Raw genomic sequence first — 18677 nt, 5'->3', positions numbered from 1 at the left:
GAACGCGCGGCGGGTGAGGGGGAGCCTCCGCATGCGCGGTGCTGATGAGTCCAAGACCGGGCGCGCAAGAAGCCTGCGAGCTGCGTTGACGGATGCTGAAGGGGCGCTCTGGTATCGCCTGCGCGCCCGCCGGCTGAACGGCTACAAATTCGTTCGGCAGGAGCCCATCGGGCCATACACCGTGGACTTCATCTGTCGCGAAGCTCGCTTGATCATCGAGGTGGACGGCGGGCAGCATGCGGACAGTCCGCGCGACGTCATTCGTGACAAATGGTTTGCCGACCGCAACTATCGGGTCCTGCGCTTCTGGAACAACGACGTGTCCCGCAATTTGTCCGGCGTCCTCGAGACGATTGTCACCGCCCTCGCGGAGGCTCCCCCTCACCCGGATCGCTGACGCGCTCCGGCCTCTCCCCGCAAGCGGGGAGAGGCGAAGGGCAGCAGTGCCTGCGCTCAAGTTCACTCCGCCGCCTCCGCCAGATGCCCGGGCCCGCCCAGATCCACCACCCGCAGCGTGGTGCGCACCCGCTGCGTGGTGCCGTCCTGGAAGCGGATCACGGTGTCGACGGGGATGTCGGCATCGCCGCGGTAGATGGCGTCGATGATGCCGGCGTATTTCTCGTTGATGACGCTGCGGCGCACCTTTCGCGTGCGGGTGAGCTCGCCGTCGTCGGCGTCGAGCTCCTTGTAGAGCAGCAGGAAGCGCGAGATGCGCTGCGCGGGCGGCAGCGTGGCGTTGACGGTCTCGACCTCCTTCTGGAGCAGCGTGTAAACCTCGGGCCGCGAGGCGAGGTCGCTGTAGGTCGTGAAGGAGAGGCGGTTCTTCTCCGCCCATTTCGAGATGATGGAGTAGCGGATGCAGATCATCGCCGCGAGCGCGTCGCGCCCCGAGCCGAGCACTACGGCTTCGGCGATATAGGGCGAGAATTTCAGCTTGTTCTCGATGAACTGCGGCGAGAAGCGCTCGCCGCGCGAGGTCTCGGCGAGATCCTTGATGCGGTCGATGACGACGAGCTGGCGGTTGGCGTTGAAATAGCCGGCATCCCCCGACAGCATCCAGCCATCCTTGATGTCGGCAACGCTGGCCTCGGGATTCTTGTAATAGCCGAGGAACATGTTGGGATGCCGCACCACGATCTCGCCGACGCCGTGGACGTCGGCATTGTCGATGCGGATCTCGATGCTGTCGGCCATCGGCACGCCCGTGGTGTCGGGATCGACCTTGCCCTCGGGATGCAGCGTGTAGGCGCCCAAAAGCTCGGTCTGGCCGTAAAGCGTGCGCAGCGGCACGCCCATCGCCTGGAAGAACTTGAAGGTGTCAGGCCCGAGCGCCGCGCCGCCGGTTGCGGCCGAGCGCAGGCGGGTGAAGCCGAGCCGGTCGCGCAGCGCGCGGAACAGGATGGCGTCGGCAAGACCCGAGCGCTGGCCCTGTTCGAGCGCGGCAAGGCCGCTTTTCATCCCGATATCGAACAGGCGCTGCTTGAAGGGCGTGGCGTCCATCACCTTGGCGCGCACGTCGGCGGCGATCGATTCCCAGACGCGCGGGGCAAACAGCACGAACGTCGGCGCGATCTCGCGCAGATCGTTCATCATCGTATCCGGCTCTTCGACGAAGTTGATCTTCATCCGGCACAGGAGGCCTTTGCCGAGCACATAGACTTGCTCCATGATCCACGGCAGCGGCAGCACCGAAACGTATTCGTCGTCCGGGCCCTTGGGGTCGAAGGCAAGATAGGTCGCGCAATGGCCGAGCACGCGGCCGGCGGCGAGCATTGCGAGTTTTGGATGCGAGGTGGTGCCTGACGTGGTGCAGAGGATTGCGACGTCCTCGCCCTTGGTCGCATCGACGAGCTTGTCGTAAAGCCCCGGCTCGCGCGCAGCGCGGGCGCGGCCGAGCTCGGCGAATTTCTCCGCCGACAGCAGCCTGGGATCGTCGTATTTCCGCATCCCGCGCGGGTCGGAATAGATGATGTGCTTCAGCCTTGGCACGCGGTCGGCGAGGGTGAGCAGCTTGTCGACCTGCTCCTCATCCTCGGCGAAGACGAGCTGCGCCTCGCCATAATTGAGGAGATAGGAGGCTTCTTCGTCCAGCACGTCGCGGTAGAGCCCGAGGCTCAGGCCGCCGATCGCGTGGGTGGCGATTTCCGCGGCGACCCAGTCCGGCCGGTTGTCGCCGATGATGCCGACGACGTCGTTGCGCCCAAGGCCGAGCTCGACGAGGCCGAGCGCGAAATCGCGCACGCGCGTCTGGTAATCGTTCCAGGTGAAGACACGCCACAGCCCGAGATCCTTTTCGCGCAGCGCGATCTCGTTGCCATGCTCCCTGGCGTTGAGCCGGAGCATTTTGGGATAGGTATCGGCCTGTGCGACGCGGCCTGCATAATCCATCATGCCGCGCTCTCCTGCGCCGGCGGCGCATCGTCGGGATCGACCAGCACCTCGTCCTCCTCGCCGAGATAGGCGCGCCTGACGTGGGGATCGGCGAGCACCGCACCCGGATCGCCCTCGGCGATCTTGCGGCCGAAATCCAGCACCATGACGCGGTGAGAGATGTCCATCACCACGCCCATGTCGTGCTCGATCATCACCACCGTCATCCCGAATTCCTCGTTGAGATCGACGATGTAGCGGGCCATGTCCTCCTTCTCCTCGAAGTTCATTCCGGCCATCGGCTCGTCGAGGAGGATGAGGCGCGGCTCCAGCGCCATGGCGCGGGCAAGCTCGACGCGCTTGCGCAGGCCATAGGAGAGCGTGCCGGCTTGTGCTTTTCGCACCGACTGGAGGTCCAGGAAGTCGATGATCTCCTCGACCTTGCGGCGATGCGCGAGCTCTTCCTTGCGCGCGCCGGTGAGCCAGTAGAACGAGCCCGTGAGGAAATTGTTCTTCAACAGGTGATGGCGGCCGACCATGATGTTGTCGAGCACGCTCATGTGGTGGAACAGGGCGAGGTTCTGGAAGGTACGGCCGATGCCGAGCGAGGCGCGGGCGTTCGGCGTCAGGCCGGTGATGTCGCGGCCCTGATAGAACAGCTGGCCCTCGGTCGGCTTGTAGCGGCCGGAAATACAGTTCACGATCGAGGTCTTGCCGGCCCCGTTGGGGCCGATGATCGAGAACAGCTCGCCGTCCCTGATGGCGAAACCGACGTCGGTCAGCGCACGGACGCCGCCGAACCGCAGGGACACGCCGCGCACTTCAAGACTGGTAGCCACCAAACAAATCCCTCCCGGTGATGGCGCTTGATTGGCGCTCTTCGTCGGTTCCTGTCGGGCGATCCTAGTACGGTCGTGTCGGCCAGACCATGCAGCTATTGGTCTCGACCGGACCCGTGAGGCTCTCGTTCCCGCCAGGGGATCAAAAGCCGCATCGCCCGAGGTGGTTCTCAATAGGGGAAAGCGCTATTTTGAAATGTCTCCGGCCTGACAATTCTGCGACAAAGTTTTTCAGGCGGAGGCGGTCTTCATCTTTCGTCGGATGGTGGCCGAAGCGGTCGTGTTGCAGTGCAACAGAAGAGCGGAGTGACGAAACGGTGCGGCTGGCTTCGGGATCATGATTTCAGAGGATCAACTGAAGCGCATCGCCGCCTGGTCGCGCGAGCTCACGCAAGCGGAGATCGAGGTCGCGCGCGCGGGAATCACGGAGCGGTCCTACGGCACCGGCGAGGCCGTGTTCATGCGCGGCGACACGTTCGACTATTGGGCCGGCATGGTCTTTGGCCTTGCCCGGATGGGCGGGGTGTCGCGCGACGGCAAGGAGACGAGCCTTGCCGGGCTGACCGCGGGAGCCTGGTTCGGCGAGGGCAGCGTACTCAAGAACGAGCCGCGCCGTTACGACGTGGTCGCGCTGCGCAACAGCCGTGTCGCGCTGATGGAGCGCAGCGCCTTCATGTGGCTGTTCGAGAACAGCGTCGGCTTCAACCGCTTCCTGGTGCGCCAGCTCAACGAGCGGCTCGGCCAGTTCATCGGCATGCTCGAGGTCAACCGCACGTTGGACGCCACCGCGCGCCTCGCCCGCGGCATCGCCTCGCTGTTCAACCCGATCCTCTATCCGGAATCGACCGCGCATCTGGAGATCACCCAGGAGGAGATCGGGGCGCTCTCCGGCATGTCCCGCCAGAACGCCAATCGCGCGCTGAACCGGCTGGAGAAGGAGGGCCTGCTGCGGCTCGAATATGGCGGCGTTACCATCCTCGATGTCGAGCGGCTGCGCGGGTACGGGGACTAGCGCGTATTGGCGGGGGCGTGCACGGGCCAGAGGTCGGCGCGCCAGCGCACGGCGATCGCCGTCATCGCGATGAAGCCCGATGCGGCATAGAGCGAACCCGTCGCGGAATAGCCGATGACGTCGATCAGGCTGCCGGCTGCGAGCAATCCGATCGGCAGGCCGTAGATCACCATCATGCGCACGCCCATCACGCGGCCGCGCAGATGCGCGCTCGCCGTGCGCATCAGGATCACGGCGGCCGAGATCATCGACATGCTCTGGGCGATGCCGGCGAGGGCAAGGCAGGCCATGGCCACCGGCATGGTCCTGATCTCGACGAACATTAGCAGCATGGCGTACCAGGCTAGCGTCGCGCCTATCAGCAGCCGGGCAATGCGCAGTCCGCCGACGAGGCTGAGCGTGATAGAGCCGATCAGCGAGCCGACGGCGAAGCTCGCCGACAGATAACCGAGGCCGGTCTGGTCGGTATGAAAGATCTCCCGCGCGATATAGGGCAGCAATCCGCCGGTGAGGGGAAAAGCGGTGAGATTGGCCAGGAAGGCGACGCACAGCGCCGCGCGCATTCCCGGGCCGTTCCAGGCGTAGACCATCCCTTCCTTCAGGTCGTCCAGCAATCTTGAAACGGCGCGGCTATTCGCCCGGAGATGAGTTGTGGCAACGGTCCTTTCCGGCCGGGTCAGGCAGAGCATGAGAAGCGCGGCCACGAGGTAGAGGCTGGCGACCGCCGCGTAGACGAGCCCAATGCCAAGCACCGCAAACAGTCCGGCTCCCGTCAGCGCTCCGGCAATGCGCGCGCTATCCTGGGTCGTGCGTGACAAGCCGATCGCGCCGACAAGCTGCTTGGCCGGCATGATGTCGGCGAGCAGCGCGCTGCGAATGCCGAGATCCGAGGAGCGGATCAGGCCCATGATCGCCACGATGGTCATGACGTTGAGCGGCGCCAGGTGTCCGGTGAGCGCCAGGACCATGATGGTGCAGGCGAGCGCCGTATAGGTAAGGCGCAGCACGACGAGGAGATCGCGATGACCCATGCGGTCGCCGATCATCCCGAGCGCCGGTGCAATCAGCGTTCCGACATATTGCAGCGACGCGAGAATGGTCAGCAGCAGCACCGATCCGGTCTCGACCAGGATGTACCAGCCGAGCACCAGCGTTTCGATCTCGAACGCCCAGGAGGTGAGCAGGTCCGATGGCCACTGGAAGCGATAGTTGCGGATGCGGAATGGTGCGAATGCGGATGTGCTCAAGATGCGATGACGGGTGTCACGGCGATTCCCTGCCCTTGTTCTTGTTCTTTCTAGTCGGACAGCGTAGCGCTGACACTGCTCGTGTCAATCAGCGCTGCCGCATACCAACATGCTTGAACGCCACGACCAATGCGCCGTCTCCGCTGTTTCTCGTGAGCGTCGTCGTGTCGCCCTCCCGGGCGGGTCCGCAGAACGTGCTCGCCTTGATGCAGCGCATCACGTCGCTCGCGAAGGAGACCCGCTATGGCGAGGCGGTGTGGCTTGCGCGAAAGCTCGTCGGCGAGGCCGAGAAAAGCGCGTGCGACAATCGCCGGGGTCTATCCTCAACACCGACAGACCGCCCGGTTGCTGGGAGGAGTGAAGCCGCGCGCGCGGCCGTTGACCGGCCACCACTTGCTCTTCCCGTGCGACGAGCCCATGCTTGTCTGGTTCCTGGGCCCATCCGGCGGGTTCAGTGGATTGCGGGTCTTGACCCATGAACTGCTCTTGCTGTGGTTTAGAGGTCCAGAGCGGCTTTGCCTTCTGCCCGAAGTGCGGCACGAAGCAGCCGAACGCGTGCCCTGGCTGCGGCTTTCCATGCGCGCCGGATTTCGCCTATTGCCCGAAATGCGGCGCCCTCGTCTCTGAGGTCCCCACAGGCGGCGGGCAGGCATCGGCGCGGACGAGCCCGACGACGCTCCCGATCCGGTCCTCCTCTCCGCCGCTCGCGCCGACGGAGGAAGCTCAAGCCGCATTTCGACCTCAGTCGGACAAGATCGACAGCGAGGCGAACCGCCGCACTATCACCGTGCTGTTTGCCGACCTCAGCGGCTTCACTGCGATGAGCGAGCGGCTCGACCCGGAGGTCATGCAGACGCTTCAAAACGAGTTGTTCGAGGAGTTGACGGCCGCGGTGCAAAGCTTTGGCGGCTTCGTGGACAAATTCATCGGCGATGCGCTGCTTGCCCTGTTTGGCGCGCCGGCGGCGCACGAGGACGACCCGGAGCGGGCGGTGCGTGCTGCCCTCGACATGATCGACCGGACGGCGCGCCTCAGCGAGCGCGCGAAGGCGTATGCAGGTTCACCGCTGCTGCTCCATGTCGGCATCAACACCGGGCACGTCGTCGCGGGCGGGCTCGGTGCGGGCGTTACCAAATCCTATTCGGTGACCGGCGACACGGTGAATACCGCCCAGCGACTCCAATCGATGGCGGCTCCGGGCGAGGTGCTGGTCGGGCCGTTGACCCACCGTCTGACGCGGCATGCGTTCTCCTATGACTCGCTTGGCGAGGTCTCGCTCAAGGGCAAGATGGGCAGCGTACTGGTCCACCGTCTGAAGGAGCCGCTCGACACGCCCCGCGCGGCACGAGGTCTCGACACGCTGGGCCTCAATGCGCCGTTGATCGGGCGCGACGCCGAGCTTGCGCGCATGATTGGCAGCCTTGATCTCGCGTGCGGCGGCGCGGCTCAACTGGTGCGGCTGGTCGGTGAAGCCGGCATCGGGAAGACGCGCCTGGTCAGGGAGTTCGTCGCCCACATCCGCGATCAGGATCGATTCGCAGGCGTGGCGATCCGGCAGGCGGCGTGCTCGCCGCTCGGCGAACAATCCTACGGCACACTCGCCGCCGTGCTGCGCAGCGCCTATGGCATCGCGCAGAAGGCGAGCGCCACGGAGGCGGAGGCGAAGGTCGCCGAAGCGCTGTCGGAGCTTGGCCTCGCGACCGACGAGGCCGACCGCCTGATGCCCCTCTATCTGCACGTACTCGGCCTCGGCGACCCCAACGCCGTGCTCAGGCATGTCGAGCCCGAACAGCTCCGCCGGCAGATATTCTTCGCGATTCGCACCGTCTTCGAACGCCGCCTGGCACTGTCGCCACTGTTGATCATCGTCGAGGACCTGCATTGGGCCGATGCGGTGTCTCTTGAAGCGTTGCGCTTCCTGATGGACCGACTGGAGCGGACGCGGCTGATGCTGCTGTTTACGCATCGGCCGATGCTGGAACTGGACCAGTTCGGTTCGAGCAGGATCAGTCAGGCAACCCTCCGGCTGCCCCCGCTTGGCGATGCCGACGGACAAAAGCTGCTCGCGGCCTATTTCAGTCACGGTTGGCGTGAACCACCGGGACGTCTGTTCAGTCGAATCCTCGATCGTGCCGGCGGCAATCCGCTTTTCCTCGAGGAGATCATACGCGGCCTGATCGAAGCCGGCACCCTGCAGCGCGACGGCGCGCAGTGGCGGATGACGTCGGATGAAGCCGCCGCCGATATTCCGGCAAGCATTCAGGCGTTGTTGCTGGCGCGTCTCGACCGGTTGCCGCATCAGGTGCGCCGCCTGGCACAGGAGGCCGCGGTGATCGGCCCGCGTTTTGATGCGGCTGCTCTCGGTGCGGCGGCAACCGAGCCGGCAAGGGTTGAAGGAGGGCTCGAACTTCTTTGCGACGCGGAAATCGTCGAGGAGATCGCGGGCTCGAACTCGATTTCGCTGCGGACCTACCGCTTCACGCAAACCATGCTTCAGGACGTGATCTATCAAAACCTGCTTCTGCAGCGCCGGATCGAGCTTCATGGACGGATCGGTGGGGCGCTCGAGAGGCTCTATGGCCATGAGCCCGAGCGCCTCGAAGATCTCATACTGCTCGGACATCACTTCAGTCTGAGCGCGAGCAAGCCGAAAGGCGCGCACTATCTGCGCGTGGCCGGCGATCGCGCACGCGCCAGCTATGCCAATGACGATGCCATCCGTCTCTACCAACAGGCCCTCGCGGTGCTGTTGACCGGCGGCGAACGGGAGCCGGAACGGCTGGTCCTGTACGAGCGGATTGCGGACCTCTGTGGCGCGGCTGGCCGCCGGAACACGGCCGAGGAGCACTATCAGAGCGCGTTGGAGGGGCACCGCGCCATACAGGACCGGATCGGCGAAGCGCGAATTGTTCGCAAGCTTGGCCGATTGCTGTGGGACGCCGGCAAGCGGATCAAGGCAGAGACGCATTACGCCGAGGCGGCCAAGCTGCTTGGAGGGACCGACGCGCCCATCGAGTGGGCGCATCTCTTGCAGGAGCGCGGCCGTCTCGCGTTTCGGACGGGCGATCACGTGGCCGCCGCAAGATGGGCAGACGAGGCGCTCGGCTATGCACGGTCCGTACCGGCGGACGCGGACGAGCAGGGCGGGCTCGATGCGGCACGTGCCATTGCGGAGGCCCTCAACACCAAGGGAGTTGCGCTGGCGCGGCTTGGACGACACGAGGAGGCGGTGCGCGAGGTGGAGCAAAGTGTTGCAGCCGCCGAAACAGCCGGCCTGCTTAACGTAGCCTGCCGCGGCTACACCAACCTCGGTGTGCTCTACACGATTGTCGACCCGGCGAAAGCCGTGGAGGTCTGCCGGCGTGGACTCGATGTCGCGCGTCGGATCGGGGATCTCGGCTTCCAGGCGCGTCTTCTTGCCAATTTTGCCGTTGCCTGTTGCACCTTCACGGACAGATGTACCGAGGAAGGGGTGCCGGCTGCCGAAAAGGCGATCGAAATCGACCGTGCGCTCGATCAGCGCGAGCATCTCTCCGTGCCCTTGATCGTGCTCGGGCAAATCCACCAATGCCATTTCCGCCCCGATCTGGCCGCCCGCTGCTACAACGAGGCAATCGAGGTGGCGAACGAAACCGGCGAACCGCAGCAGCTTTTTCCATGCTATGATGGTCTTGCCACGCTGAGCCTTGATCGAGGCGACATGCCCGAGGCCGACCGGTATTTCGCGCTGGCCCAAGATGTCTGCGCCCGCCACGGGCTTGATCCCGCCGGGCTGATCGTACTGCCATTTCTTGACTAGGTCATATGAAGGAGTTCAACCATGTCAGAACTTCATGTCGACGGACCGCTTCAACCGGGCGATCGCGCACCGAACATCGTGCTGGACGCCATCACACGCGATGGAACGATCGCGCTCCAGGATTTTCGCGGGCATAGTCCGATATTGATCGGCTTGTATCGAGGGCTGCATTGCCCGTTCTGTCGGCGCCATATCGCGGCACAGGCGCAACTTGACGCAGCCCTGCGCGACAAGGGCGTCGAAAGTCTCACGGTCGTGAATACGCCCATCGAACGCGCGCGGCTCTACTTCCGCTACCATCCCTTGCCCAATCTGCTCGCCGCGTCCGACCCCGAGCGGGTCTCGCACCGCGCGTTCGGCCTGCCCACTCTCGAGTTTACGGACCACGAGACCGAGTGGCCGCGCAAGGTGGGTATGGACGTCATCATGAGCATGCAGGTTGATATGCCCGGCGAAACGTCGGGGCCGATGAACCGGTTGGCGGCTGCCGAGTACCTCAACAACAAGGACGGCTACGAGATGATGGAGGCCGATCAGCGCATGGCGGCAACCGGCCAGGGCCAGCTGTTCGGCCAGTTCCTGCTCGATCGTGAGGGGATCGTGCGCTGGACCTTTACCGAGGTCTCTGAAGGCGGCCAGCGCATGTTCGGGGCTCCGAGCCCTCAGGAGTTGATGTCGGCCGCCTCGCAGGTGGCAAGCTAGGCATCGTCGCCTGGTGATTAATCCGCCACCTGCGGCCGTTTCTCGGCGAGCGCTGCCGCCATCGCCGAGATCAGCGGGCGCATGAAATAGGCCTCATCGGCCGGCGAGATGTCGGTGCGCAGGCCATGCGCGGCGAGCTCCCCCGACACCGCAGGGCCGACCGACGCAATCAGCGTCCGCTCCAACCCTGCGTGCAACTTCGCCTCGCTGCCATGCGCCTTGGCGGCTTCGATAAGGCGGCGGACCTGGCCGAGATTGGTCAGCGCGATGGAATCGATCCGTCCCTCCGCCATGTCGTCGATGGCGGCGACGATGTTGGCATCCGCCGCCTTGGGATCGTAGACATAGGGCAGCACGGTATCGACCTTAGCGCCCTGCGCCGAGAGTGCGCCGGTCAGTGCGCTGTGGTCCTTGTCCGGATAAAGCTGGAGGCCGAGGCGATGCCCCTTCAGGTCGAGCTTGCCCAGCATCTCGATCACGCCCTCGGTGGTCGGCTTCTCCGTGGTCTGCTGCGCCTCGAGCGAGATCTCGCGCAGCGCCTTGCCGGGCTTCGGCCCGCGGGTGAATTTTCGCGATTTGGCGAGGGCTGCGACCAGAGCCTGGTCGAGACCACGGGTCCGCGCGAGCTTCATGATCCGCCGCAGGCCTTCGCCGGTCATCAGCACGAGATCGTCAAAGGGCCTGTCGATGGCGCGGCGGATCCAGGCCTCGATCGGGGCCGGGTCCGGCGCATCGTGGATGGTGAACATCGGGCACTGCACGACGTCGGCGCCTTGCTCGGCGAGGAGCTTTGAGAACTGCGCCTCCTCGCGCGTTTCCAGGATCAGGATGCGGTAGCCGTTCAAGCGGTCGGCCATGGGCGTGCTCCGGTATAAATCGCAATTGTCCGTTCATCCTGACTCTGCGCTTCATGTGGAAGCAAGTCTTGGGATTGGCGCAAGGGCGGTGTCGGTGATAGAGCAGGGCGCAAATCGCGGGTTGTTCCGCATCATTTGCCCAAACCTTCATCAAGAGCCATGCCCGATCATCAATATGTCCTGACCCTGTCCTGTCCGGATCGCCCCGGCATCGTCTCGGCGGTGTCGACCTTCCTGGCCCACAACGGACAGAACATTCTCGACGCCCAGCAGTTCGACGACGTCGAGACCAAGAAGTTCTTCATGCGGGTGGTGTTCACCGCGGCCGACCTCGCCGTGGAGCTGTCCGCGCTCCAGACCGGCTTTGCCGCGATCGCGGAGCGCTTCGGCATGGAGTGGCAGATGCGCGACCGCGCCGCGCATCGCAAGGTGATGCTGCTGGTGTCGAAGTCCGACCATTGCCTGGTCGACATCCTCTATCGCTGGCGCACCGGCGAATTGCCGATGGTCCCGACTGCGATCGTCTCCAACCACCCGCGCGAGGTCTATGCCGGGCTCGATTTCGGCGGCATCCCGTTCCACCATCTGCCTGTGACCAAGGAAACCAAGCGCGAGCAGGAGGCGCAGATCCTCGATCTCGTCGCCAGGACCGGGACCGATCTCGTCGTGCTTGCGCGCTACATGCAGATCCTGTCGGATGATCTGTCGGCCGAACTCTCCGGCCGCTGCATCAACATCCACCACTCGTTCCTGCCGGGCTTCAAGGGCGCAAAACCCTATCACCAGGCCCATGAGCGCGGCGTGAAGCTGATCGGCGCCACCGCGCATTACGTCACGCGCGACCTCGACGAGGGCCCGATCGTCGACCAGGACGTCGAGCGCATCAGCCATCGCGACACGCCGGAAGATCTCGTCCGCAAGGGCCGCGATATCGAGCGCCGCGTGCTGGCGCGCGCGATCCGCTATCACCTCGACGACCGCGTCATCCTCAACGGCCGCAAGACCGTGGTGTTCATGGATTGATCCGGAGGTCATTCCGGGGCGCCTCGAAGAGGCGAACCCGGAATCTCGAGATTCTCAGGTGCGCAATTGCGCACCATAGTTCGATGCTGACGCATCGCCCCGGAATGACGGCTATCCCTCAGCGCACCGCGTTGCCTGACGTCGCGCCCTTCTGCGCCTGCTCTTCCTTCTCGCGATCGGCCGCCGGCAGCAGCCGCTTGCGCTCGCGCTCCTTCATGTAGGCGTCGTATTGCGGCGTGCCTGCCCGCGGCGGGGCGTCGGCCGGCAGGCCGCCGGCCCATTGCGGGACGTAATCGCCCATGCCGGCTGACAGCTTCTCATTGACCGTGCCGCAGCCGGACAGTCCCGCGGCAAGAGCGAGGAGGGGCAGGAGAGAGCGGAAAGGCTTCGGCATTGTGGGGGCGCGCGGGTTCGGTCTGGTTGGACGCCGGGTCAGGCTGGCGCCGAGAGAGTAGCCTTCAACAAGGTAAAAGAGACTTATTCGAGGTAGGTAATAAGTTACCGAGTTGGAGTCGGCCCGAGGCCCCGGATGTACCAATTCTGCAAAAGGAAGACGAAATCTTCCATCCACGCGGCCGTCGCGTTTCTAGACTGTGGCGCGGGGCTCGCGACAAAGTGGCTTGGCCGACCAGAGGGCTTTTTCGTTGACAGGTCCATTTTATTTGTACAATCGTACAAATAAAGGCGGCCAAGGTCGGGGCGTTCGGGTCACCCCGGCGTAACCGCGACATCACTCCCCGCCGTCGGAAATCGGGACGCTCGGCTTGCGCCGAATGGTCGCCAAACGTCCGATTGACAAGGGGGGCGCCAAGGACGCCATGTGGCGCGCGATAAGGCTCGCGCGTGAGCTAGGGTGAGGCAAGGACCGGGCACTCGGTTCGCCGCACAAGAGGTCAGGAATCAAGGGGAGGGACACTCTGATGTTCGAACGCAAACAACTTTCTTGGGCAGCCGCAGTGGCAGCCGTTGCAGGCCTGGTGGCCGTCGCACCGGCCAGCGCCGAGGAGAGCGTCAAGGTCGGCCTGATCCTGCCGATGACCGGCGGCCAGGCTTCGACCGGCAAGCAGATCGAGAACGCGATCAAGCTCTACATGCAGCAGAAGGGCGACACCGTCGCCGGCAAGAAGATCGAGATCATCCTCAAGGACGACGCCGCGATTCCGGACAAGACCAAGACGGCCGCGCAGGAGCTGATCGTCAACGACAAGGTCAATTTCATCGCCGGCTTCGGCGTGACGCCGGCAGCCCTCGCCGCCGCGCCGCTGGCAACGCAGGCCAAGATTCCGGAAGTCGTGATGGCGGCCGGCACCTCCATCATCACCGAGCGCTCGCCCTATATCGTGCGCACTAGCTTCACGCTGGCGCAGTCCTCGACCATCATCGCCGACTGGGCGGTGAAGAACGGCATCAAGAAGGTGGCGACGCTGACCTCGGACTACGCGCCGGGCAACGACGCGCTGAACTTCTTCAAGCAGAATTTCACCGCTGGCGGCGGCGAGGTGGTCGAAGAAGTCAAGACGCCGCTCGCCAATCCCGATTTCGCGCCGTTCCTCCAGCGCATGAAGGACGCCAAGCCCGACGCGATCTTCGTGTTCGTGCCGGCCGGCCAGGGCGGCAACTTCATGAAGCAGTATGCCGAGCGTGGCCTCGATAAGTCCGGCATCAAGGTGATCGGACCGGGCGACGTCACCGACGACGACCTCCTCAACAACATGGGTGATGCCGTGCTCGGCACGGTCACCGCGCACCTCTATTCCGCGGCGCATCCGTCCGCGATGAACAAGGATTTCGTCGCGGCCTACAAGAAGGCCTTCGGCAATCGTCCGGGCTTCATGGCGGTGAGCGGCTATGACGGCATCCACCTCATCTACGAGGCGCTGAAGAAGACCAACGGCGACACCGATGGCACCAAGCTGGTCGAGGCGATGAAGGGCCAGAAGTGGGAGAGCCCGCGCGGCCCGATCTCGATCGACCCCGAGACCCGCGACATCGTGCAGAACATCTACATCCGCAAGGTCGAGAAGGTCGACGGCGAGCTCTACAACGTCGAGTTCGCGACCTTCGAAGCCGTCAAGGACCTCGGCAAGACGAAGAAGTGACGCGCGAAAGCGCGTCATCCCGGGGCGCGCATTAGCGCTAACCCGGGATCCCCGCGCCCCGCTCTCGTCATGCCCGGGCTTGACCCGGGCATCCACGCGAGAGCCGAAACAAGAACGTGGATGGCCGGGACAAGCCCGGCCATGACGATAACACCAAGCTGAGACGATGACCTCTATCCTCACCAACCTGTTCGATGGCGTTGCCTACGGCATGCTGCTGTTCGTGCTCGCTTGCGGGCTCGCGGTCACGCTTGGCCTGATGAACTTCGTCAACCTCGCCCACGGCGCTTTCGCCATGACCGGCGGCTATGTCTGCATGGTGCTGGTCAACCGGATGGGCTGGCCGTTCTTCGCCGCGCTGCCGCTCGCTTTCGTCTCGTCGGCGGCGATCGGCATTGTGCTCGAGCGTACGCTGTACCGCCATCTCTATACGCGCAGCCATCTCGACCAGGTGCTGTTCACGATCGGCCTGACCTTCATGTCGGTTGCGGCCGTCGACTACATCCAGGGCTCGTCGCGGGTCTTCATCAACCTGCCGGCCGCGCTCCAGGGCCAGTTCGACCTGTTCGGCGTCGGCATCGGCCGCTACCGGCTGATGATCATCGTGATCTGCGGCCTGCTCACCATCGCGCTCCAGATGGTGCTGGCCAAGACCCGTTTCGGCAGCCGGCTGCGCGCCGCCGTTGACGATCCGCGCGCCGCCAGCGGCCTCGGCATCAACGTGCCGCAGGTGTTCGCTTTCACGTTCGCATTCGGTTGCGGGCTTGCCGGCCTCGGTGGCGCGCTCAGCGCCGAGATCCTCGGCCTCGACCCGTATTTCCCGCTGAAGTTCATGATCTACTTCCTGATCGTGGTCACCGTCGGCGGCTCGTCCTCGATCACCGGCCCGTTCCTGGCCTCGCTCCTGCTCGGCATCGGCGACGTCGCCGGCAAGTATTACGTGCCGAAGATGGGCCCCTTCGTGATCTACACCATGATGATCGTGATCCTGATCTGGCGCCCGAACGGCCTGTTCGGCCGCACGGCCGCGCGTTGAGTTCGCCGATGAGCGCTTCTTCCGACGTCGGTTATCACGCCCAGCGCCAGGCGCGCTGGCATTATGGCGAAGTCGCCTTCTGGCTGATCGTGCTGGCCTGCGGCTTTGCATTTCCCACGCGCTATCTGATCATGACCGACATCCTGCGGCTGGCGCTGTTTGCGATGTCGCTCGATCTCATCCTCGGCTATGCCGGCATAGTCTCGCTCGGCCACGCCGCCTTCTTCGGCGTCGGGGCCTATGCCGCGGGACTGCTTGCGCTTCACGGCATCATCAACGAGCCGGTGCTCGCGCTGATCGTGGCCGGCCTGGCCGCGATGGTACTCGGCTTCGCCACCAGCTTCCTGGTGATCCGCGGCGTCGACCTGACCCGGTTGATGGTGACGCTCGGAATCGCGCTGCTGCTGGAAGCGCTCGCCGAGCGCTTCTCCAACATCACCGGCGGCACCGACGGCCTGCAGGGCATCGAGATGCAGCCGATCTTCGGCGAGATCCCGTTCGACATGTTCGGCAAGGCCGGCTTCTTCTACTCGCTGGCCGTGCTGTTCGTGTTGTTCCTGTTCGCCCGCCGCGTCGTGCATTCGCCGTTCGGCCTGTCGCTGCGTGCGATCAAGAACAATCCGCTGCGGGCGGCCGCGATCGGCATCCCCGTCAACCGCCGCCTGATCGCGATCTATACGCTATCGGCGTTCTATGCCGGCATCGCCGGCGCGCTGTTCACCCAGACCACCGCGATCGCCTCGCTCGACGTGTTCGCCTTCGAGCGCTCCGCCGACCTGATGCTGGTGCTCGTCATCGGCGGCACCGGATATCTCTATGGCGGGCTGATCGGCGCGGTGGTGTTCCGCATGCTCCAGGAATTCTTCTCCACCATCACCCCGCAATACTGGCAGTTCTGGATCGGCCTCGTGCTGGTCGTGATCGTGCTGGTCGGCCGCCAGCGCCTGCATCGCTGGGTGCTGTACGTGCCGAACCTGATCATCAAGCAGATTGCCGGTCGCAAGGCGGTCGTCGCCGTGCCGGAGAGCGACGCATGACCATCGCGCTCGAAACCCAGAACCTCGAAAAGCAGTTCGGCGGCCTGCGCGTCACCCGCGATCTGTCCCTGAAGATCGAGCAGGGCGCCCGCCATGCGCTGATCGGCCCGAACGGCGCCGGCAAGACCACTGTCATCAACCAGCTCACCGGCGTGCTGAAGCCGAACTCCGGGCGCATCCTGCTGGAAGGCCAGGACATCACGGACCTGCCCGTGCACAAGCGCGTGCTGCGCGGCCTGTCGCGCACGTTCCAGATCAACCAGCTCTATCCCGACCTGACCCCGCTCGAAACCATCGGCCTTGCCGTCTCCGAGCGCCTCGGCCATGGCGGCGACTGGTGGCGGCGGATGGGCACGCGCAGCGACGTCAACGGCGAGATCGCCGATCTGCTCGCGCGCTTCCATCTGCTCGACGTCATGAACGAACAGACCGTGACGTTGCCCTACGGCAAGCAGCGCCTGCTCGAGATCGCGGTCGCGATCGCGGCCAAGCCGCGCGTGCTGCTGCTCGACGAGCCCGCCGCCGGCGTGCCCGAGAGTGAACGCCACGACATTCTCGGCGTCGTCGGCGCGCTGCCGCGCGACGTCACGGTGCTGCTGATCGAGCACGACATGGATCTCGTCTTCTCCTTTGCCGATCGGATTTCGGTTCTGGTCTCCGGCGCGCTGCTCACCGAAGGGCCGCCCGAGCAGGTCGCGCGCGATCCGCAGGTGAAGGCGGTCTATCTCGGCGAGGAGGCGGTCAATGTCTGACCTGCTCGCGATCGACGCCTTGCGCGCCGGCTATGGCGAGGCGGTGGTGCTGCCGAAGATGTCCCTGCGCCTCGCCGAAGGGCAGGTGCTGGCGCTGCTCGGGCGCAACGGCACCGGCAAGACCACGCTGATCAACTCCATCGTCGGTGTCACCCGCCGCTTCTCCGGCACAGTCGCGCTCGCCGGCGTGGATGTCACCACGCTCCGACCCGACCAGCGGGCGCGCGCCGGCATCGGCTGGGTGCCGCAGGAGCGCAACATCTTCCGCTCGCTCACGGTCGAGGAGAACATGACCGCGGTGGCCCAGCCCGGTGCCTGGACGGTCGAGAGGGTCTACGAGATGTTTCCGCGGCTGAAGGAGCGGCGGAGCAATTTTGGCAACCAGCTCTCCGGCGGCGAGCAGCAGATGCTGGCTATCGGTCGCGCGCTGACCCTCAACCCGAAGGTCCTGCTGCTGGACGAGCCGACCGAGGGCCTTGCCCCCATCATCGTCGAGGAGCTGTTGAAGGCGATCGGCACCATCACCCGGGCCGGCGGCATCTGCTCGATCATCGTCGAGCAGAATGCGCAAAAGATTCTGGGGCTCGCCGACCGCGTTGTGATATTGGAACGCGGAACGATCGTCCACGACGCCCCGAGCGCCGCGCTGAAGGCCGACCCCTCGGTCCTGGAGCGCCACCTCGGCGTCGCAGGGGCGGTGGCCCACTGATCTTCGCCTCTCCCCGCAGGCGGGGAGAGGGAGTACAACGAGCGCCGACTGAAATTTCGGGAGAGACAAGAAATGCAGCGAACCAAAGCCCCCTTCCGCGCCGACGAGGTCGGCAGCCTCCTGCGTCCCGCCAAGATCAAGGAAGCCCGCGCCAGGCTCGAGAAGGGCGAGATCTCGGCCGACGATCTGCGCAAGATCGAGGACATGGAGATCGAGAAGGTCGTGCACAAGCAGGCCTCGGTCGGCCTGAAGCTCGCGACCGACGGCGAATTCCGCCGCTCCTGGTGGCATTTCGACTTCCTGGCCAAGCTCACCGGCTGCGAGCTGTTCCACCCCGACACCGGCATCCAGTTCGCGGGCGTCGAGACCCGGCACGACGCGATAAGGGTGATCGACAAGCTCGACTTCCCCGACAACCATCCGATGCTGGATCACTTCCGCTTCCTGAAGAAGTGCGCCGACCAGGCCCACGTCACCGCCAAGATGACGATCCCCTCGCCGGCGGTGCTGCACTTCCGCGGCGGCCGCAAGGCGATCTCCAAGGACGTCTATCCCGATCTCGAGGCCTTCTACGAGGACCTCGGCAAGACCTATCGCAAGGCCGTGAAGGCGTTTTACGACGCCGGCTGCCGCTATCTCCAGTTCGACGACACCGTGTGGGCCTATCTCTGCTCGCAGGACGAATTGCAGAAGGCGCGCGAGCGCGGCGACAATCCGGACGGTCTCCAGCAGATCTATGCGCGCATCATCAACTACGCGCTGGCCGAGAAGCCCGCCGACATGGTGGTGACGACGCATGTCTGCCGCGGCAATTTCCGCTCGACCTGGATCTCTTCGGGCGGCTACGAGCCGGTGGCCGAGACCATGCTCGCCGGCACCAATTACGACGGCTACTTCCTCGAATACGACAGCGACCGCGCCGGCGGCTTCGAGCCGCTGCGCTTCCTGCCCAAGGGCAACAAGGTCGTCGTGGTCGGCGTCATCACCTCGAAGTTCGGCGAGCTCGAGAAGAAGGACGACATCAAGCGCCGCCTGGAAGAAGCCGCCAAATTCGCGCCGCTGGAGCAGCTCGCGCTGTCCCCGCAATGCGGGTTTGCTTCGACGGAAGAGGGCAACATCCTCTCCGAAGAGGAGCAGTGGGCCAAGCTGAGCCTCGCGGTCGAGATCGCGAAGGAAGTGTGGGGCAACTGACGCG

Annotated in this window: 16 protein-coding genes; 11 read left to right on the top strand and 5 right to left on the bottom strand. The window is 64.9% G+C overall.

The window, feature by feature from the left end:
* Window positions 1–31 precede the first annotated feature (31 nt).
* Window positions 32–397: an endonuclease domain-containing protein gene (locus BM118_RS32150; RefSeq protein ID WP_092191146.1), complete on the top strand. Its 366-nt coding sequence runs from the start codon at window positions 32–34 to the stop codon at window positions 395–397.
* A gap of 62 nt (window positions 398–459) precedes the next feature.
* Here BM118_RS32150 and BM118_RS32145 read toward each other — a convergent pair whose 3' ends face one another.
* Together BM118_RS32145 and BM118_RS32140 are read right to left on the bottom strand one after the other, a co-directional pair.
* Entirely contained in the window at window positions 460–2391 is a 1932-nt protein-coding gene (locus BM118_RS32145; protein ID WP_092190837.1) for a long-chain fatty acid--CoA ligase, read from the bottom strand.
* Window positions 2388–3209 (bottom strand): ABC transporter ATP-binding protein, encoded by an 822-nt coding sequence (locus tag BM118_RS32140; RefSeq protein ID WP_092191144.1) that lies wholly within the window; start codon window positions 3207–3209, stop codon window positions 2388–2390. The genes BM118_RS32145 and BM118_RS32140 overlap by 4 nt, the downstream gene beginning before the upstream one ends.
* A 337-nt stretch (window positions 3210–3546) precedes the next feature.
* Here BM118_RS32140 and BM118_RS32135 point away from each other — a divergent pair, with 337 nt between their 5' ends.
* Window positions 3547–4221 carry a Crp/Fnr family transcriptional regulator gene (locus BM118_RS32135; protein ID WP_027545089.1) on the top strand — a complete coding sequence of 225 codons (675 nt, stop codon included), beginning with the start codon at window positions 3547–3549 and terminating at the stop codon, window positions 4219–4221.
* Here BM118_RS32135 and BM118_RS32130 read toward each other — a convergent pair.
* The gene (locus BM118_RS32130; RefSeq protein WP_092190835.1) at window positions 4218–5468 is read right to left on the bottom strand and encodes an MFS transporter; all 1251 of its coding nucleotides are present in this window, start codon (window positions 5466–5468) and stop codon (window positions 4218–4220) included. The two genes, BM118_RS32135 and BM118_RS32130, sit on opposite strands and share 4 nt — an antisense overlap.
* Before the next feature lie 475 nt (window positions 5469–5943).
* Between BM118_RS32130 and BM118_RS32120 the strand changes: the two genes are divergently transcribed.
* Entirely contained in the window at window positions 5944–9267 is a 3324-nt protein-coding gene (locus BM118_RS32120; RefSeq protein ID WP_092190831.1) for an adenylate/guanylate cyclase domain-containing protein, read from the top strand.
* A gap of 21 nt (window positions 9268–9288) precedes the next feature.
* Entirely contained in the window at window positions 9289–9969 is a 681-nt protein-coding gene (locus BM118_RS32115; RefSeq protein ID WP_092190829.1) for a redoxin domain-containing protein, read from the top strand.
* Window positions 9970–9986: 17 nt separating this feature from the next.
* On the opposite strand, the gene BM118_RS32110 is transcribed toward BM118_RS32115, so the two are convergent.
* A complete protein-coding gene (locus BM118_RS32110; protein WP_092190827.1) occupies window positions 9987–10826 on the bottom strand; it encodes a uroporphyrinogen-III synthase in 840 nt (279 codons plus the stop codon).
* 159 nt (window positions 10827–10985) lie between these two features.
* On the opposite strand from BM118_RS32110, the gene purU reads away from it, so the two are divergent.
* Entirely contained in the window at window positions 10986–11849 is an 864-nt protein-coding gene (gene purU, locus BM118_RS32105) for a formyltetrahydrofolate deformylase (RefSeq protein ID WP_092190825.1), read from the top strand.
* 118 nt (window positions 11850–11967) lie between these two features.
* Here the strand turns inward: purU and BM118_RS32100 are convergent, their stop codons facing one another.
* Window positions 11968–12243, bottom strand: a complete 276-nt coding sequence (locus BM118_RS32100) for a hypothetical protein (RefSeq protein ID WP_092190823.1) — start codon at window positions 12241–12243, stop codon at window positions 11968–11970.
* A gap of 526 nt (window positions 12244–12769) precedes the next feature.
* Here BM118_RS32100 and BM118_RS32095 point away from each other — a divergent pair.
* From BM118_RS32095 to BM118_RS32070, 6 genes are all read left to right on the top strand, one after another.
* Window positions 12770–13948 carry an ABC transporter substrate-binding protein gene (locus tag BM118_RS32095; protein ID WP_092190821.1) on the top strand — a complete coding sequence of 393 codons (1179 nt, stop codon included), beginning with the start codon at window positions 12770–12772 and terminating at the stop codon, window positions 13946–13948.
* 166 nt (window positions 13949–14114) lie between these two features.
* Window positions 14115–14984 (top strand): branched-chain amino acid ABC transporter permease, encoded by an 870-nt coding sequence (locus BM118_RS32090; protein WP_011088693.1) that lies wholly within the window; start codon window positions 14115–14117, stop codon window positions 14982–14984.
* 8 nt (window positions 14985–14992) lie between these two features.
* On the top strand, window positions 14993–16021 hold the full coding sequence (locus BM118_RS32085) for a branched-chain amino acid ABC transporter permease (RefSeq protein ID WP_092190819.1): 1029 nt from the start codon (window positions 14993–14995) through the stop codon (window positions 16019–16021).
* Window positions 16018–16773: an ABC transporter ATP-binding protein gene (locus BM118_RS32080; protein ID WP_092190817.1), complete on the top strand. Its 756-nt coding sequence runs from the start codon at window positions 16018–16020 to the stop codon at window positions 16771–16773. Before BM118_RS32085 ends, BM118_RS32080 begins: the two co-directional genes overlap by 4 nt.
* The gene (locus BM118_RS32075) at window positions 16766–17482 is read left to right on the top strand and encodes an ABC transporter ATP-binding protein (RefSeq protein WP_092190815.1); all 717 of its coding nucleotides are present in this window, start codon (window positions 16766–16768) and stop codon (window positions 17480–17482) included. The genes BM118_RS32080 and BM118_RS32075 overlap by 8 nt, the downstream gene beginning before the upstream one ends.
* Window positions 17483–17554: 72 nt before the next feature.
* On the top strand, window positions 17555–18673 hold the full coding sequence (locus BM118_RS32070) for a cobalamin-independent methionine synthase II family protein (RefSeq protein WP_092190813.1): 1119 nt from the start codon (window positions 17555–17557) through the stop codon (window positions 18671–18673).
* The last annotated feature ends 4 nt before the right edge of the window (window positions 18674–18677 follow it).

Origin of the sequence: Bradyrhizobium sp. cf659 (genome assembly GCF_900113725.1) — a bacterium.
Lineage (GTDB): Bacteria > Pseudomonadota > Alphaproteobacteria > Rhizobiales > Xanthobacteraceae > Bradyrhizobium.
The sequence above is the reverse complement of the archived record's forward strand: the minus strand, read 5'-3'. Positions and strand labels throughout refer to the sequence as shown.

Bases quoted from the DNA above. Each gene is read 5' to 3' on its own strand.
- BM118_RS32095 (WP_092190821.1), top strand. From the start codon at position 12,770: ATGTTCGAACGCAAACAACTTTCTTGGGCAGCCGCAGTGGCAGCCGTT.
- BM118_RS32090 (WP_011088693.1), top strand. From the start codon at position 14,115: ATGACCTCTATCCTCACCAACCTGTTCGATGGCGTTGCCTACGGCATG.
- BM118_RS32110 (WP_092190827.1), bottom strand. From the start codon at position 10,826: ATGGCCGACCGCTTGAACGGCTACCGCATCCTGATCCTGGAAACGCGC.
- BM118_RS32085 (WP_092190819.1), top strand. From the start codon at position 14,993: ATGAGCGCTTCTTCCGACGTCGGTTATCACGCCCAGCGCCAGGCGCGC.
- BM118_RS32115 (WP_092190829.1), top strand. From the start codon at position 9,289: ATGTCAGAACTTCATGTCGACGGACCGCTTCAACCGGGCGATCGCGCA.
- BM118_RS32070 (WP_092190813.1), top strand. From the start codon at position 17,555: ATGCAGCGAACCAAAGCCCCCTTCCGCGCCGACGAGGTCGGCAGCCTC.
- BM118_RS32135 (WP_027545089.1), top strand. From the start codon at position 3,547: ATGATTTCAGAGGATCAACTGAAGCGCATCGCCGCCTGGTCGCGCGAG.
- purU (WP_092190825.1), top strand. From the start codon at position 10,986: ATGCCCGATCATCAATATGTCCTGACCCTGTCCTGTCCGGATCGCCCC.
- BM118_RS32150 (WP_092191146.1), top strand. From the start codon at position 32: ATGCGCGGTGCTGATGAGTCCAAGACCGGGCGCGCAAGAAGCCTGCGA.
- BM118_RS32100 (WP_092190823.1), bottom strand. From the start codon at position 12,243: ATGCCGAAGCCTTTCCGCTCTCTCCTGCCCCTCCTCGCTCTTGCCGCG.
- BM118_RS32080 (WP_092190817.1), top strand. From the start codon at position 16,018: ATGACCATCGCGCTCGAAACCCAGAACCTCGAAAAGCAGTTCGGCGGC.
- BM118_RS32075 (WP_092190815.1), top strand. From the start codon at position 16,766: ATGTCTGACCTGCTCGCGATCGACGCCTTGCGCGCCGGCTATGGCGAG.
- BM118_RS32120 (WP_092190831.1), top strand. From the start codon at position 5,944: ATGAACTGCTCTTGCTGTGGTTTAGAGGTCCAGAGCGGCTTTGCCTTC.
- BM118_RS32145 (WP_092190837.1), bottom strand. From the start codon at position 2,391: ATGATGGATTATGCAGGCCGCGTCGCACAGGCCGATACCTATCCCAAA.